Here is a 14,513-nt window from a genome sequence, read left to right on the forward strand (position 1 = left end):
GACTGCCGTGCCCGATCGCACCACCCTCGTCACCGCGCTGCAGGGCGCCGGCTGGCACCCCGCCGCCTGGCGCGTCGCCGGCCCGGCCGCGCAGCGCCTGTCGAGCCTCCGGCACTGGCGCGACGTCGTCGTCGAGCAGGACCGACTCGGCATCGACGCCGTCACCATCGAGGACTCGTTCACCGCCGGCCCGGTGGACGCGGCGGACGACCTCGACACCACGACCGTCGTCGGACGCCTCGACGCCCTCCTCGTCGCGAACGCGGTCGCCCCCGCGACCCGCGCCGTCGGTCTGGTGCCGACCGTCTCGGTGACGCACACTGAACCGTTCCACGTCGCCACGGGCCTCCAGACCCTCGACCACGTCTCGCTGGGGCGAGCCGGGTGGCGGATCCAGGTGAGCCCGACGCCCCGCGAATCGGCCCTGTTCGGCCGTCGACCCGGCGGCGACGACGTGGCCACGCTGTTCGACGAGGCCCGCGAGGCGGCGGAGGTCGTCTCCCGCCTCTGGGACAGCTGGGACGACGACGCGATCATCCGCGACGTCACGACCGGCCGCTTCATCGACCGCGACCGGATCCACAACGCCGAGTACGCGGGCCGTCACCTGTCCGTCCACGGCGCGTCGATCGTGCCGCGGTCGCCGCAGGGGCGCCCGCCGGTCTTCGCCCTGGCCCACCGCGCCGACGCAGCGGCGTTCGCCGTCGACGCTGCGGACGTCGTGCTCGTCACGCCCGGGTACCAGGGCCGGGAGGCGCTGGACCTGTTGGACGAGGTCCGTCACCTCGAGCAGGTGGCCGGGTCGGACGTCCGTCGCCCGGTCCTCGCCGACCTCGCGGTGTTGATCGGGTCGTCGACCGCTGCCGCGGCCGACGAGCTCGCCGCGCTCGACGCCGCTGCCGGCACCCCGTACGCCGTCGGCTCCGGCTCGGACACGTCCGTGCTCGCGACGACGGTGCCCGAACTCGTGTCGCTGATCGGGGACCTGCGGGGCCTCGGCTTCGCCGGCGTCCGGCTCCGCCCGCTGCGCATCCCGATCGACAGCACCGCCATCGCCAGGCAGCTCGTCCCCGCCCTCGTCACGGCCGGGCTCCGCGCCGACGTGGCGTCCCGTCCCACCGCCGACCTGCGCACGCGGCTCGGCATCGCCCCGGCGGTCAGCCGGTACGCCCGTCCGTCCGTCACCGGTCCAGTTCCCTCGGGGGTCTCAGCATGAGCACCAAGCGTCAGGTCCACCTCGCCGCCCACTTCCCAGGCGTCAACAACACCACCATCTGGAGCGACGACCGCGCCGAGAGCCAGATCGCGTTCTCGTCGTTCGAGCACTTCGCCCGCAACGCGGAGCGTGGGTTCTTCGACTTCCTGTTCCTCGCCGAGGGCCTGCGGCTCCGCGAGCAGAAGGGCCGCGTCCACGACCTCGACGTGGTCGGGCGTCCGAACACCCTCGCGGTCCTGGCTGCCCTGGCCGGGGTCACCGACCACATCGGGCTGGTCGGCACCCTGCAGACGACGTTCAACGAGCCCGTGGAGCTCGCGAAGCAGCTCGCCACGCTCGACCACCTGACCGACGGCCGCGCCGGCTGGAACGTCGTGACGAGCTCGGACGCGTTCCACGGCGCGAACTTCCGCCGCGGCGGGTTCCTCGACCACGCCGACCGGTACACGCGCGCCGCCGAGTTCATCGCGCTGTCCCGCGAACTCTGGGACTCGTGGCAGCCCGACGCCGTCGTCGCCGGCATCGCCGCGGTCGGCGCGCTGGCGGACGGCGTGTTCGCCGACCGGTCGCGCATCCGCGACGTCGACCACCACGGTCCGCAGTTCGACGTCACCGGCACGTTCCCGGTGCCCCGCAGTCCGCAGCGGCACCCGGTGATCGTGCAGGCCGGTGACTCCGACGAGGGGCGCGACCTCGCCGCCACGAACGCCGAGGTCATCTTCTCGCTGCACACCGAGTTCGACGACGCGCAGGCGTTCTACCGCGACGTGACCGAGCGGCTCGAACGGGTCGGACGGTCGAAGGACGAGCTGCAGATCCTGCCCGGCGCGACGTTCGTGATCGGGTCGTCGGCGGAGGACGCCGAAGAACGGTCGAACGCCGTCCGTCGCGCCCAGGTCAGCCCGGCCACGGCGATCGCGTTCCTCGAGCAGGTCTGGAACCGTGACCTGTCGTCGTACGACGTCGACGGCCCGCTGCCGACGATCGAGCCAGACTACGAAGGCACCGCGATCACCCGCGGGCGCGCACGGCACACCCGCGACGTCCCCGCGCTTGTGCGGTCCTGGCGGGACCTCGCCGAGGCCGAGCACCTGTCCATCCGCGACCTCGTCATCCGGGTCTCGACCCGCGGCGGGTTCGTCGGGACGGCGTCGCACATCGCCGCCGAGATCGACCGGTACGTGCAGGAGCGCGCCACCGACGGGTTCGTCGTCGTGCCGCACACCAACCCGTACGGCCTCGACGAGTTCGTCGACACGGTCGTGCCGCTGCTGCAGGAACGCGGGGTGTACCGGGAGTCGTACGACGAGGGTGCGACCCTCCGGCAGACGCTGGACCTGCCCGGCACGATCCGGGACCGTTCGGCCGCCGCACGCACGGCCGCTGCGGCGGGTCCGGCGCGTGCGGCAGCGTCCGCCGGGGTGCTCGCGTGACGGTCTCCAGCCTGGCGATACTCGTCCCCGGCAACTTCGAGGACGACGCCCCCGTCGACGGTCTCGAGGCCACCCTCGACCTCTTCGCCACGGCCGAGCGGCTCGGCGTCGACGGCGCCTGGGTCCGGCACCGGCACCTCGAGCACGGCATCGGCTCGGCCGCGGTCTTCCTGGCCGCGGCGTCGCAGCGCACCACCGCCATCGAGCTCGGCGTCGCCGTCGTGCCGATCGGGTGGGAGAGTCCCTTCCGCCTGGCCGAGGACTTCTCCCTCGCCGACGTCCTGGCGCACGGTCGACTGCAGGTCGGCCTGTCCACCGGCTCGCCGCACGCCGAGATCCTCGGCGACCTGGTGTTCGACGGCGACTGGCGCGCGTTCGACCGTGGGTACGGGCGGGTCTCCCGGTTCGTGGAGAACCTGCGCGGCGCGTTCCTCGGCGCGGACGACACCGTCATCCAGAGCCCCGGGAACGTCCAGCGCCCCCGGCTGCAGCCCTACGCACCGGGTCTGGTCGACCGGGTCTGGTACGGCGGCGGGTCGCTGCGGTCGGCCTCCTTCGCCGGCAGTTCCGGGCTCAACCTGCTGCTCGGCAACCTGACCTCGGGCGAAGGCACCGACGACTACGGCACCGCCCAGCGGAGCCAGCTCGCGGCGTACCGCGCCGCGCTGCCGACCGGGCGAACGCCCCGCGTGGCCTGGGGCCGGTGCGTCGTACCGACCGACTCGGCCGACCGGGTCTCGCGCGAGCGGTACCGCACCTGGTACGAGTCCCGTCTCGCACGGCAGACCGCGCCCCAGGGACCGCGGCGGACCCTGTTCTCCGCCGACCTGGTGGGGCCCGCCGAGCAGATCGTCGAGCAGCTCGTGCACGACGCCACGCTGGCCGAGGTCGACGAGTTCCGGATCGAGTTGCCCTACGAGTTCGCCGGTGACGAGTACGAGCAGATCGTCTCGGACGTCGTGGCGAAGGTCGCACCGGCGCTCGGGTGGACGCGCGCCCGGACGACGGTGGCTGCATGACCCGCTACGTGCTCTCCCGCATCGGCCAGGCCGTGCTCGTGCTCTGGGCGGCGTGGACCATCTCGTTCTTCGTCCTCTACGTGCTGCCGAGCGACCCGGCCCGCATCATGGTCGGTCCGGACGCCACCGACGTCACGGCGGCGCAGCTCGACGCGCTCCGGCACCAGTACGGCCTCGACCAGCCGGTGCTCGTGCAGTACGTCCAGCACCTCGGCGCCCTGCTCACCGGCGACCTCGGCCGCTCGATCGGGGTCGGTCGACCGGTCGCCGACGTCATCGGCGAAGCGATCGCGCCGACCGCCCAGATCGCGGTCGCCGGCCTCGTGCTCGCGATCGTGTTCGGCGGCGGGATCGCGGTCCTGGCGACGTGGACCCGGAACCGAGCCCTCGGCCAGTTCCTGCTCCAGCTGCCCCCGATCGGCGTCGCGGTCCCCGGGTTCTGGTTCGCGCTGCTGCTGGTGCAGTGGTTCTCGTTCGGGCTGCACGTGTTCCCGGCGTTCGGTGGCGAGGGCCCAGCGTCGGTCGTCCTGCCGGCGATCACCCTGGCGCTGCCGACCGGTGCCACGATCGCCCAGCTGCTGTCGAAGTCCCTCTTCCAGACCCTCCGCGAGCCGCACGTGGACACCGCGTACGCCAAGGGTGCCGGGCGGTGGCGGGTGCAGCTCCGGCACGCGCTCAAGAACGCTGCGCTGCCCGCGCTCACCGTGACGGGACTCATCGTCGGGCAGCTGTTCTCCGGCACCGTCGTCACCGAGACGGTGTTCTCCCGTCCGGGCCTCGGCCGGGTCACCGCCACCGCCGTGCAGCAGCAGGACATCCCCGTCGTGCAGGGCACCGTGCTGCTCGCCGCCGCGATCTTCGTCGTGGTGAACCTGGTCGTCGACCTCGTGTACCCGCTGCTCGACCCGCGCGTCGTCGTCGCCGGCAGCCGTCGGAAGCTCCGCGACCAGGACGGCGGGACACCGGGCGCGACGCCCGGCGGGACGCCCGGCGCCAGCCCGTCCGGCGCGACCCCGCCCGGCACCACCCCGTCCAGCGCCACCGAACCGAAGGCGGTCCCCGCATGACCGAGACCACCCAGCTGGCGATCGGCCGCCCCGCGTCGCCCGCCACCGACCGCGTCCCCGGCGGCACCACGACAGCGCTCCGTGCACTCGTCGCCCGCCCGACGCTCACCGTCGCCCTCGTCTGGCTCACCCTCGTCGTCCTCGCCGCGCTCCTGCCCGGAGCCCTCACCCACCACGACCCGCTCGCCGCGGACCCCGCAGCCAAGCTCTCCGCTCCGGACATGGCGCACTGGTTCGGCACCGACCAGCTCGGCCGCGACCTCTACGCGCGCGTCGTGCACGGCACTGCGCTCACGCTGCAGGCCGCGGTCTTCGCGATCGTCATCGGGCTGGTCGGGGGCTCGCTCGTCGGGCTCGTCGCCGGCTTCATCGGCGGGGTCGTCGACGCCGTGCTGATGCGCGTGGCCGACGTCTTGCTGGCGATCCCGAGCCTGCTGCTCTCGTTGACGATCGTCACCGTGCTCGGCTTCGGCACCGTGAACGTCGCGGTGGCGGTCGGCGTCGCGAGCATCGCCACGATCGCCCGCATCATGCGCTCCGAGGTCGTCCGTGTCCGCACCGCGCCGTACGTCGAGGCCGCGAGCGCGAACGGCAACCGCTGGTGGCGCGTCCTGCTCGTGCACGTGCTGCCGAACGCGTCCGGGCCCGTCGTGGTGCTCGCCGCGCTCGAGTTCGGCACCGCGATCCTCGCCGTCTCCAGCCTGAGCTTCCTCGGTTACGGCGCGCAGCCGCCGCAGCCCGAGTGGGGTTCCCTCGTCGCCACCGGCCGCGACTTCATCGCGTCCTCGTGGTGGCTCACGACCATCCCCGGCCTGGTGATCGCCGTCACGGTGCTCGCCGGCAACCGCGTCGCCCGCGCGCTCGACACCGAACGGAGGGCCGTCCGATGAGCCTGCTCAGCATCCGAGACCTGACCGTCACCTACGGTCGCGGCAGCAGCGCGCGCACCGCGCTGCACGGCGTCTCGCTCGAGGTCGGCCGCGGCGAGCGCGTCGCCATCGTCGGCGAGTCCGGTTCGGGCAAGTCGACGACGGCGCACGCGGTCCTCCGGCTCCTGCCCGCAGCGGCGGACCTGACGGGAGGCACGGTGCGGCTCTCCGGGGCGGCCGACGGTTCCGGGGACCTCGACCTGGTCACCGCGACCGACCGCCAGGTACGGTCCGTGCGCGGCGTCCGGATCGGCTTCGTGCCGCAGGACCCGACGGTGTCGCTCAACCCCGTGACGCGGATCGGCACCCAGGTCGCCGAGGTGCTCCGGATCCACGGGCTCGCCACCGGTGCCGAGGCCCGGGAGCGTGCCGTCGAGGAGCTCCGCCGGGCCGGCATCGACCGTCCTGAGCTCCGTGCGCGGCAGTACCCGCACGAGCTGTCCGGCGGCATGCGGCAGCGTGTGCTCATCGCGATCGCCCTGATCGGCGACCCGGAGCTGCTCGTCGCGGACGAACCGACGAGTGCGCTCGACGTCACGGTGCAGCGGACGATCCTCGACCACCTGGACGGGCTCGTCGCCGAACGGGGCACGAGCGTGCTGTTCATCACGCACGACCTCGGGGTCGCCGCCGACCGGGCCGACCGCATCGTCGTGATGTCCGAGGGGCGGATCGTCGAGCAGGGCACCCCGGCCGAGGTGCTCGGCGCACCCCGCGAGCCGTACACGCGCGCCCTGATCGCAGCGGCGCCCAGTCTCGACGACGTGACCGCGTCCGTGGGACGCGAGCCGTCCCCGCGGGCTCGGCCGGCCGGCCGCTCCGCAGGCTCCGCGGCCGGCCGGAACCGGCCCGAGGGGGCCCACCTCCCGTCCGTCCGCCCCGACCCACTCGTCGTCGCGACCGGACTGCGGAAGTCCTTCGACCGCGTGACCGCCGTCGACGGCGTCGACGTGACCGTCCCGCGGGGCCGCACGCTCGCGCTGGTGGGGGAGTCGGGGTCGGGCAAGTCGACCACCGCGCGGCTCGTGCTCGGGCTCGAACGCCCGGACGCCGGCAGCGTGCGCTTCGACGGTGCCGACGTGGGCGGAGCCCGCGGCGCGGCGCTGCGGGCGTACCGGCGGCAGGCGCAGATCGTGCAGCAGAACCCGTACGCGGCGCTGCACCCGCGGCTGTCGGTGGGGGCGGTGATCGCGGACCCGCTCGCGGCCTTCGGCATCGGCACCCGGCGGTCCCGTACGGCTCGGGCGGCGGAGTTGCTCGACCTCGTCGCGCTGCCGTCGTCCGTGCTCGGTCGTCGACCGGCGGAGCTGTCCGGCGGACAGCGGCAGCGTGTGGCGATCGCCCGCGCGCTCGCACTCGACCCGTCGTTCATCGTCCTCGACGAACCCGTCTCCGCACTCGACGTGTCCGTCCAGGCGCAGATCCTCGACCTGCTCGCGGAGCTGCAGTCGACGCTCGGCGTCTCCTACCTGTTCATCTCGCACGACCTCGCCGTCGTCCGTCGCATCGCGCACGAGGTGTCCGTCCTGCGGGGCGGCCGCGTCGTGGAGCACGGCGACGTGGCGCAGGTGCTGCACGACCCGCAGCACGAGTACACGCGCGCACTGCTCGACGCGATCCCGGGACGATCCCGGCGCGTCCCCACCACTGAAGGAGTCTCATGACCACCCACCGCACCCCGTTCCGTCTGGTAGCCGCGATCGCGGCCGGCACCGCGGCTGCCCTGGTCATGGCGGGCTGCTCGTCGGGCGGTACCGCGTCGACGTCCTCGTCGTCGAAGCCCGTCGACGGCGGCTCGCTCACCTACGCCATCGCGAACGACCCGATCACGCTCAACCCGGCGGGCACGGGTGCCGGCAACGACACGTTCGCGATCACCCGGCAGCTCGTCGACTCGCTGCTCTGGCAGGACCCGTCCGACGGCTCGCTCAAGCCGTGGCTCGCGACGAAGTACTCGGCGAACGACGACGCCACGGCGTTCACGTTCGACCTGCGCTCCGGTGTCACGTTCTCGGACGGTACCGCGTTCGACGCGACGGCCGTCAAGGACACCTTCGACGACATCGCCTCGGCCGGCGCATCGAGCACGGCCGCCGCGTACTTCTCCGGCTACGAGGGGACGAAGGTCGTCGACGACGACACGGTCGAGGTCGACTTCGGGGCGCCGAACGCCGCGTTCCCGAACGCCACGTCGTCGGTCGCCCTCGGCATCGTCGCCCCGAAGACGACCGAGACCCCGTTCGACGACCGCGCCGACGGGAAGGCCGTGATCGGCACCGGACCGTTCACGCTGCAGTCGTACACGAAGAACACGTCCACGATCCTGACGAAGCGAAAGGACTACGACTGGGGTCCCGCAGCCCGCGGCTCCGGAGCGGCGCACCTGTCGAAGGTCACGTTCCAGGTCGTACCCGAGGCGAGCGTCCGCACCGGCAGCCTGCAGTCCGGGCAGCTCGACGCGATCAGCAGCGTGCAGCCGAGCGACGTCGACACCCTGCAGGCGCAGTACGATCTCGTCACCCGCGCCAACCCGGGCCAGGTGTTCGGTTTGACGTTCAACCAGAAGCGGCCGATCGTGTCCGACCTGGTCGTCCGGAAGGCGATCGCACAGGCCGTCGACCCGAAGGCGGTCCGCGACACCGCACTGAACGACCTGTTCAAGGTCGCGAACTCGGTCCTCGGGTCGACGACGCCCGGGTACGCGGACATGTCGTCGGGTTCGGACACGTCGTCGGGTTCGGCCGCCTACGACCCGAAGGCTGCGGCGGCCGCCCTGGACGACGCCGGGTGGAAGAAGGGCTCCGACGGCATCCGCTCGAAGGACGGCACGAAGCTGCAGCTCAAGCTCGTCTGGATCACGAACTTCGGACCGAACCAGACGTCCCTCGAGCTGATCCAGCAGGAGCTCGGGAAGGTCGGTGTCGGTGTCACCCTCGAGAGTGGCACCGTGCCGCAGTACCTCGCCAACCTGACGAGCGGCGACTGGGACCTGTCGTGGGACAACAGCTCGCGCGCCGACGGCGACGTCCTGCGGTCGAAGTTCTCCAGCTCGGGTGCCCAGTCGATCGGCGCGTCGGACACGACGCTCGACGCGCTCTTCACGAAGGAACTGTCGCAGTCGTCGGCGTCCGACCGGTCGGCCACCTTCGGGGAGATCCAGCAGCGCATCGCGTCCCAGGTCGACTTCGTCCCGGTCCACGAACTCACCAGCATCATCGCGCCGGCGACGGACGTGCACGGCATCGCCTTCGGGGCCGACACCCGGCTCGACCAGCTGACCGGCGCGTGGAAGGACGCCTCGTGAGCCCCGCTCGCTCCGTCCCGCTCTCGGTACTCGACCTGGTGCCGGTCACCGCCGGGTCCTCCGCAGCCACGGCGCTCCACCGCACCGTCGACCTGGCCGTCGCCGCGGAACGTGCCGGGTACGCCCGCTACTGGCTCGCCGAGCACCACCTCAACCCCGGGGTGGCGGGCAGTGCGCCGACCATCGTGATCGGAGCGGTCGCCGCGGCCACGTCCACCATTCGGGTCGGCAGCGCGGCGACGCTCGTCGGCAACGCCCGGGGGCTGCAGATCGCCGAGACCTTCGGCACCCTCGCGGCGCTGTACGGGCCGCGGATCGACCTCGGGCTCGGCCGCTCCGGGGCGCCGGCACCCGGTACCCCCAAGCCGCCGTCGCTCGCGCCGCGGTCGGACCAGGTCGTCGACGGACTGCTCGTGCCCGCACCGTTCGACTTCCGCATCGCACCGGGCAGCCGGTTCGCCCTGCAGGGGGAGATGCTCGGACGCGTCCCCGGTGACGTCGACCGGTTCGAGGGCGAGCTGTCGCTCATCCGGGCGCTGTTCGCCGGCACGTGGTCGCGGGACGGCGCCGTCGTCGAGGCGCCGCCCGCGGCCGGAGCCGAGGTCGAACTGTGGATCCACGGGTCGACCGGCGGTGAGAGCGCCCGGGTCGCCGGAGCACTCGGACTGCCGTACGGCGCGAACTACCACACGTCGCCCGGCACGGTCCTGGCGTCGGTGCAGGCCTACCGCGACGCGTTCCGCCCCGGGGTGTTCCAGGCGCCGCACGTCATCGTGTCGGCGGACGTCGTCGTCGGGCGCACCGAGGCCGAGGCCGCGGAGCTGTCGCTCGGGTACGCGGAGTGGGTGCACTCGATCCGCTCCGGCGTCGGGGCGATCGCGTACCCGACCCCGTCCGCAGCACGTGTTGCGCCGCTCGCTGCGGCGGAAGCGGCGTCGGTCGCCGATCGGCTCGCCACCCGCTTCGTCGGGGATGCTGCGGCCGTCGCGGACCGCCTCGAGGTCCTGCAGCGGGCGACCGGCGCGGACGAGCTCCTGGTGACGACGATCACGCACGACCACGACGCCCGGGTGCGTTCGTACGAGCTGCTCGCGGCGGAGTGGGCGGCGCGGGGTGCTGGTGCTGGTGCCGGTGCTGTGGATGCCGGGGTGGATGCCGGGGTGGGTGCCGGGGTGGGTGCCGGCGTGCGCTGACCGCACCGATCTGGAACGACGAGCTCGATGTCGCACGACGTCGAGCTCGTCGTTCCACGTCGGTGCGCGTGCATGTTCCGACGATCCACCCGTTGATCGTCAGGTGGATCGTCGTCCCTTGCGCATGCATCGAGTGCGTGTGCATGTTCCGACGATGCACGCGTCGATCACCTCGTGGAATGTCGGACGATGCGCGCGCACAGAGCGACTCCCTCGACGTCGTGCGACATCGAGGGAGTCGTTCCGAGTCGGGCGGGCCCGGCTCAGCTCGCGTCGAGCGGCAGCCCCTCGGGGTTGACCTCGGAGTGCTCCACGGCCTCGTTCGACAGGTTGTACGACTTGAGCCACTTCGCGTACGTGCCGTCGTCGATCAGCTCGTCGATGGCGTCCGCGATGGGCTCGGCGAGCCCGCTGTCCTTCTTCGTCGTCGCCGCGATGAGCCCCTGCAGGTCCCCGCCCGCGCCGGAGAACGTGCCGGCCGTCTTCGTCGGGTTCGCGCCGTCCGCGCTCAACGTGTTCTGGTAAGCGACCGTCGGGTTCGGCCCGAAGTACGCGTCGATCTTGCCGGAGTCGAGCGCCAGCTTCACGGCGTTGCCGTCCGGGTAGTACTTGATCGTGATCGTCTTGCCCTGCTTCGCCAGGTCGGCCTTCCAGCCGAGCAGGATGAGCTCCTGGTTGGTGCCGGAACTGACGGCGACGGTCTTGCCGGCGAGCACGGACGGGTCGCCGTCGAACGTCAACGAGGAGTCCTCCGGCACCTGCAGCGCGAGGTTGTCCTGACGGTAGGACGCGAAGTCGTACTTCTCGCGGCGCTGCTCGGTCACGGTGATGTTCGAGAAGCCCGCGTCGTACTTGCCGCTGTCGATGCCGACGAACAGGTTGTCCCACGTGGCGTTCTGGACGTCGGCCTCCAGACCGAGCTTCGCGGCGACGAGCCGCCCGAGGTCCGGTTCGGACCCGGTCAGCGTCTTCTGGTCGTCGCCGGTGAACGCGAGCGGCGGGAAGCCGGCCGGCAGGGCGCCGATGCCGATGGTGAGCGTCCCCGCCTGCTTGACGTCGGCGGGCAGGGCGTCGTGGAGTGCGGTGTCCTCCTTGACGGTGACCTTCGTCTCGGTCGCGGCGCCGTTCGACGCCGCGCCGATCGTGACCGAGCCGGAGCCGGCGCCGGCGCCGGCCGTCGCCGACGTGGCGCATCCGGCGAGCGCCACGACGACTCCGGTGGCGAGGACGAGGGCGCCGGCGCGGGTCCGCCAGCGGGAAGGGGTGGTGATGGACATGGTTCTCCTGGGATCGGGATCGAGATCGGGTGGAAGGGAAGAAGGAACGTCGAGGGGGCGGCGTCAGCGGACGCGGGACAGGAAGTCCCGCGTGCGAGGGTGCTGCGGATCGTCGAGCACCTGGGCGGGCGCGCCCTGCTCGACGACGCGGCCGTGGTCGAGGAACACGACGTGGTCGGCGACCTCGCGGGCGAAGGCGATCTCGTGGGTGACGATGACGAGCGTGGTGCCCGTGTCCGCCAACCCCCGGATGACCCCGAGCACCTCGCCGACGAGCTCCGGGTCGAGCGCCGAGGTCGGCTCGTCGAGCAGGACGACCGACGGTTCGAGCGCCAGCGCCCGCGCGATGGCCACGCGCTGCTGCTGTCCGCCGGAGAGCTGCCGCGGCCGGGTGTCGCCGCGGTCGCCGAGTCCGACGCGCTCGAGCAGGGCCGCAGCACGGTCGCGGGCCACGGCACGGGGGACCCCGGCGGCGATCGGCCCCTCTGCCACGTTCTCGAGCGCGGTCAGGTGCGGGAACAGGTTGAAGTGCTGGAACACGAACCCGATCCGCGAGCGCTGCCGCAGGATCAGCCGCTCTGGCAGCTCCTTGTACCGGGGGACCCCGTCGCGCCCGGGCCGGAGCTGGACGCCGATGGTCTCGCCGCCGACCGTGACCACCCCGCGGTCGAGCGGTTCGAGGTGGTTGATCGCGCGCAGCAGCGTGGACTTGCCGGACCCGGAGGGACCGAGCACGACGGTCACGCTCCCGGACGGCAGCGTCAGGTCGATGCCGTCGACGACGACCGTGTCACCGAAGGCCTTGACGGCTCCGTGGATGCTGATCGCCGCGCTCATCGGACCGCTCCGGACCGCGCACCGCGACGCACGGCGGACCGCACCCGCTGGAACGGCGTGGGCGGCAAGGTCCGCGCCGACCCCCTCGAGGTCCACCGCTCGACGTAGTACTGCACGACCGACACCGCACTGGTGAGCGCGAGGTACCAGATCGTGGCGACGACGAGCAGCGGGATGATGTCGGTCGGGTAGGTGCTCGACAGGTTCTGGACGACGCCGAACAGGTCGAGCAGCGACACGTAGAACAGCAGCGACGATGCCTTGAGCAGCCCGACGACCTGGTTCACGAACGCCGGCACGATCGACCGCAGCGCCTGCGGCAGGATCACCCGCACGAACTGCCGGCGTCGGGGGAGCCCGAGGGCCTGCGCGGCTTCGTGCTGTCCGTGGTCGACGGCGAGCACGCCGGCGCGGACGATCTCGGACGCGTACGCGATCTCACTCAGGCTCAGCCCGATGACGCCGATCGCCAGGTCGCCGAGGACGTTGGCGGTGGGCACCTCGACCTGCGGCCCGAACGGGATCCCGACCCCGATCGTCGGGTACAGCGACCCGAGGTTGTACAGGAAGACGAGCACCAGGATGAGGGGCACGGAGCGGAACAGCCAGACGTAGCTCCACGCCAGCCCGGACAGCACCGGGTTGCGCGACAGCCGGGCGATCGCGACGACGACGCCGCCGGCGAAGCTGATCACCGCGCTGAGTCCCGTCGCCACGAGCGTCAGCTGCAGGCCGGTCAGGATCGCCGGGCTGAACAGCCACTTCCCGACGGCCGGCCACCCCCACGCCTCGTTCGTGAACAGCGTCTCGACGAAGTTCAGGAGCACCACCAGCACGACGGCCGCGGCGATCCAGCGCAGCGGGTGCCGCAACGGCAGGACGGGCCGGTCGAGTGCGGCGCGTCCCGCCGCGTCGATGGTCGCGGCGGTCGTCCGGGAGGCCCGGGGAGCGTCCGCCTCGCGGGTCGCGTCGTCGACGCCGGCCGCGTCGACTGCGCCGGTCGCGTCCCGGGGCGGGCCCGTTCTGGTGTCGGTCATGTCGCGACCGTAGAAGGGTCGCGCGGCGCGGACAACGCGCGGCGAAACACACCGCTACGCGGCGGAACCCGGCGTCACAGACGCGGGATCTGTGACGCCCGGTGACGCGTCGTGGTGCTCGTCCGACCCGGCCGCACTGTCGGTGGTGCTCCCTAGCGTGTGGACGTGGCCGAACCCGTGGATGCGTGGTGGCGTCGCCGGCAGTGGTCGCGCGGCGAGGCGGTGCCGTACGCCGTCGGCCAGTTCCGCGCCGACTGGGCGCCGTACCCGGTGCTCATCCGGCAGTACCACCCGGACTGGAACCACGGCGTGGTCCTGACCCAGGTGCCCCCGGCGGCCGAGGTCCTGCTGACGTGGGAGTGCGACGTCGGCCACGTCTTCGTCGCCACCCCGGCCGAGCAGCGGTCGCGCCCCGGTCGTGAGCGTCGGCGCTCCGTCTGGTGCCCGGAGTGTTCGGTGCAGGCCCAACCGCAGCGCTGGCCGGTCCTGCCGTCGGACTGGCCGGCGCAGGTGCCGGTCCCGCAGCGGGTGGTCCGTGCGACCGGCCGCCAGACCCTGCCTGCCGCGCCGACACGCGGGACCCCTGCGGGTGCCGTGGCCTCGAGCCGGAGCGGTGCCCGTCGACCGGCGCCCGGAGCACCACGTCGGCCCAGCCAACCGGTTCCCCGGACCATCTGCCCGAAGACCCCGCGGGTGCCCTCGGGTGAGTCGTTCACGAGCGTGTGCGCACCGGCGACGGCCTCCGCGGTCGAGGCCGAGCTCCGCGCCGCGCTGTCCGACCGGTTCGCGTTCACGTTCGACCACTCCGCGATCCGGCTCGACCGCCCGTTCTTCGACCACGTCGAGGTCTGGCCGGACATCGTCCTGCCCGAGCTCCGCGTCGCGATCGAGTACGACTCGACCGGTCGGCACGGCCTCGAGCACGTCGGGCCCCGGCAGGAGACCGACCGCAAGAAGGACCGCGCCGTCCGTGCCGTCGGCTGGGAGGTCGTGCGCATCCGCACCGGGCGGCTGCCGGCGCTCGGCCCGCACGACCTGCAGGTGTCCGGCATCTCCGGCCGGACCATCGGGCTGCTGGTCGACACCCTGCGCGCGATCCGTGGCGACCTGTTCGTGGACGCGTACGCGCGGTGAGCCGACGCCTCGGCACGGCGAGCGATCGGGGTACGCGATCGCCGAACGGGGTACACGTCGTCTGGGT

General features: G+C 72.6%; 12 protein-coding genes. 9 read left to right on the plus strand and 3 right to left on the minus strand.

Features of this window, described 5'->3' with window-relative positions:
• The first annotated feature begins 7 nt into the window (after positions 1 to 7).
• The 8 genes from ITJ59_RS04430 to ITJ59_RS04465 are packed head-to-tail and all read left to right on the plus strand — an operon-like array spanning position 8 to position 10,161.
• Positions 8 to 1,216: an LLM class flavin-dependent oxidoreductase gene (locus tag ITJ59_RS04430; protein ID WP_194649928.1), complete on the plus strand. Its 1,209-nt coding sequence runs from the start codon at positions 8 to 10 to the stop codon at positions 1,214 to 1,216.
• A complete protein-coding gene (locus tag ITJ59_RS04435; RefSeq protein WP_194649929.1) occupies positions 1,213 to 2,649 on the plus strand; it encodes an NtaA/DmoA family FMN-dependent monooxygenase in 1,437 nt (478 codons plus the stop codon). Before ITJ59_RS04430 ends, ITJ59_RS04435 begins: the two co-directional genes overlap by 4 nt.
• Entirely contained in the window at positions 2,646 to 3,668 is a 1,023-nt protein-coding gene (locus ITJ59_RS04440) for an LLM class flavin-dependent oxidoreductase (RefSeq protein WP_194649930.1), read from the plus strand. The genes ITJ59_RS04435 and ITJ59_RS04440 overlap by 4 nt, the downstream gene beginning before the upstream one ends.
• The gene (locus ITJ59_RS04445; protein ID WP_194649931.1) at positions 3,665 to 4,735 is read left to right on the plus strand and encodes an ABC transporter permease; all 1,071 of its coding nucleotides are present in this window, start codon (positions 3,665 to 3,667) and stop codon (positions 4,733 to 4,735) included. The genes ITJ59_RS04440 and ITJ59_RS04445 overlap by 4 nt, the downstream gene beginning before the upstream one ends.
• Positions 4,732 to 5,625: an ABC transporter permease gene (locus ITJ59_RS04450; protein ID WP_194649932.1), complete on the plus strand. Its 894-nt coding sequence runs from the start codon at positions 4,732 to 4,734 to the stop codon at positions 5,623 to 5,625. The genes ITJ59_RS04445 and ITJ59_RS04450 overlap by 4 nt, the downstream gene beginning before the upstream one ends.
• Positions 5,622 to 7,328: a dipeptide ABC transporter ATP-binding protein gene (locus tag ITJ59_RS04455; RefSeq protein ID WP_194649933.1), complete on the plus strand. Its 1,707-nt coding sequence runs from the start codon at positions 5,622 to 5,624 to the stop codon at positions 7,326 to 7,328. The genes ITJ59_RS04450 and ITJ59_RS04455 overlap by 4 nt, the downstream gene beginning before the upstream one ends.
• Positions 7,325 to 8,968: an ABC transporter substrate-binding protein gene (locus ITJ59_RS04460; RefSeq protein ID WP_194649934.1), complete on the plus strand. Its 1,644-nt coding sequence runs from the start codon at positions 7,325 to 7,327 to the stop codon at positions 8,966 to 8,968. Before ITJ59_RS04455 ends, ITJ59_RS04460 begins: the two co-directional genes overlap by 4 nt.
• On the plus strand, positions 8,965 to 10,161 hold the full coding sequence (locus tag ITJ59_RS04465) for an LLM class flavin-dependent oxidoreductase (protein ID WP_194649935.1): 1,197 nt from the start codon (positions 8,965 to 8,967) through the stop codon (positions 10,159 to 10,161). The genes ITJ59_RS04460 and ITJ59_RS04465 overlap by 4 nt, the downstream gene beginning before the upstream one ends.
• A 263-nt stretch (positions 10,162 to 10,424) precedes the next feature.
• Here the strand turns inward: ITJ59_RS04465 and ITJ59_RS04470 are convergent, their stop codons facing one another.
• The 3 genes from ITJ59_RS04470 to ITJ59_RS04480 all read right to left on the minus strand — a co-directional run bounded on the left by ITJ59_RS04470 (position 10,425) and on the right by ITJ59_RS04480 (position 13,312).
• Positions 10,425 to 11,438: an ABC transporter substrate-binding protein gene (locus tag ITJ59_RS04470; protein ID WP_194649936.1), complete on the minus strand. Its 1,014-nt coding sequence runs from the start codon at positions 11,436 to 11,438 to the stop codon at positions 10,425 to 10,427.
• Between the two features lie 63 nt (positions 11,439 to 11,501).
• On the minus strand, positions 11,502 to 12,275 hold the full coding sequence (locus tag ITJ59_RS04475) for an amino acid ABC transporter ATP-binding protein (protein WP_194649937.1): 774 nt from the start codon (positions 12,273 to 12,275) through the stop codon (positions 11,502 to 11,504).
• Positions 12,272 to 13,312 (minus strand): amino acid ABC transporter permease, encoded by a 1,041-nt coding sequence (locus tag ITJ59_RS04480; RefSeq protein WP_194649938.1) that lies wholly within the window; start codon positions 13,310 to 13,312, stop codon positions 12,272 to 12,274. The genes ITJ59_RS04475 and ITJ59_RS04480 overlap by 4 nt, the downstream gene beginning before the upstream one ends.
• 165 nt (positions 13,313 to 13,477) lie before the next feature.
• Between ITJ59_RS04480 and ITJ59_RS04485 the strand changes: the two genes are divergently transcribed.
• Positions 13,478 to 14,446 carry a hypothetical protein gene (locus tag ITJ59_RS04485; protein WP_194649939.1) on the plus strand — a complete coding sequence of 323 codons (969 nt, stop codon included), beginning with the start codon at positions 13,478 to 13,480 and terminating at the stop codon, positions 14,444 to 14,446.
• Positions 14,447 to 14,513 lie beyond the last annotated feature (67 nt).

Source organism: Curtobacterium sp. VKM Ac-1393, from assembly GCF_015350995.1.
GTDB lineage: Bacteria > Actinomycetota > Actinomycetes > Actinomycetales > Microbacteriaceae > Curtobacterium.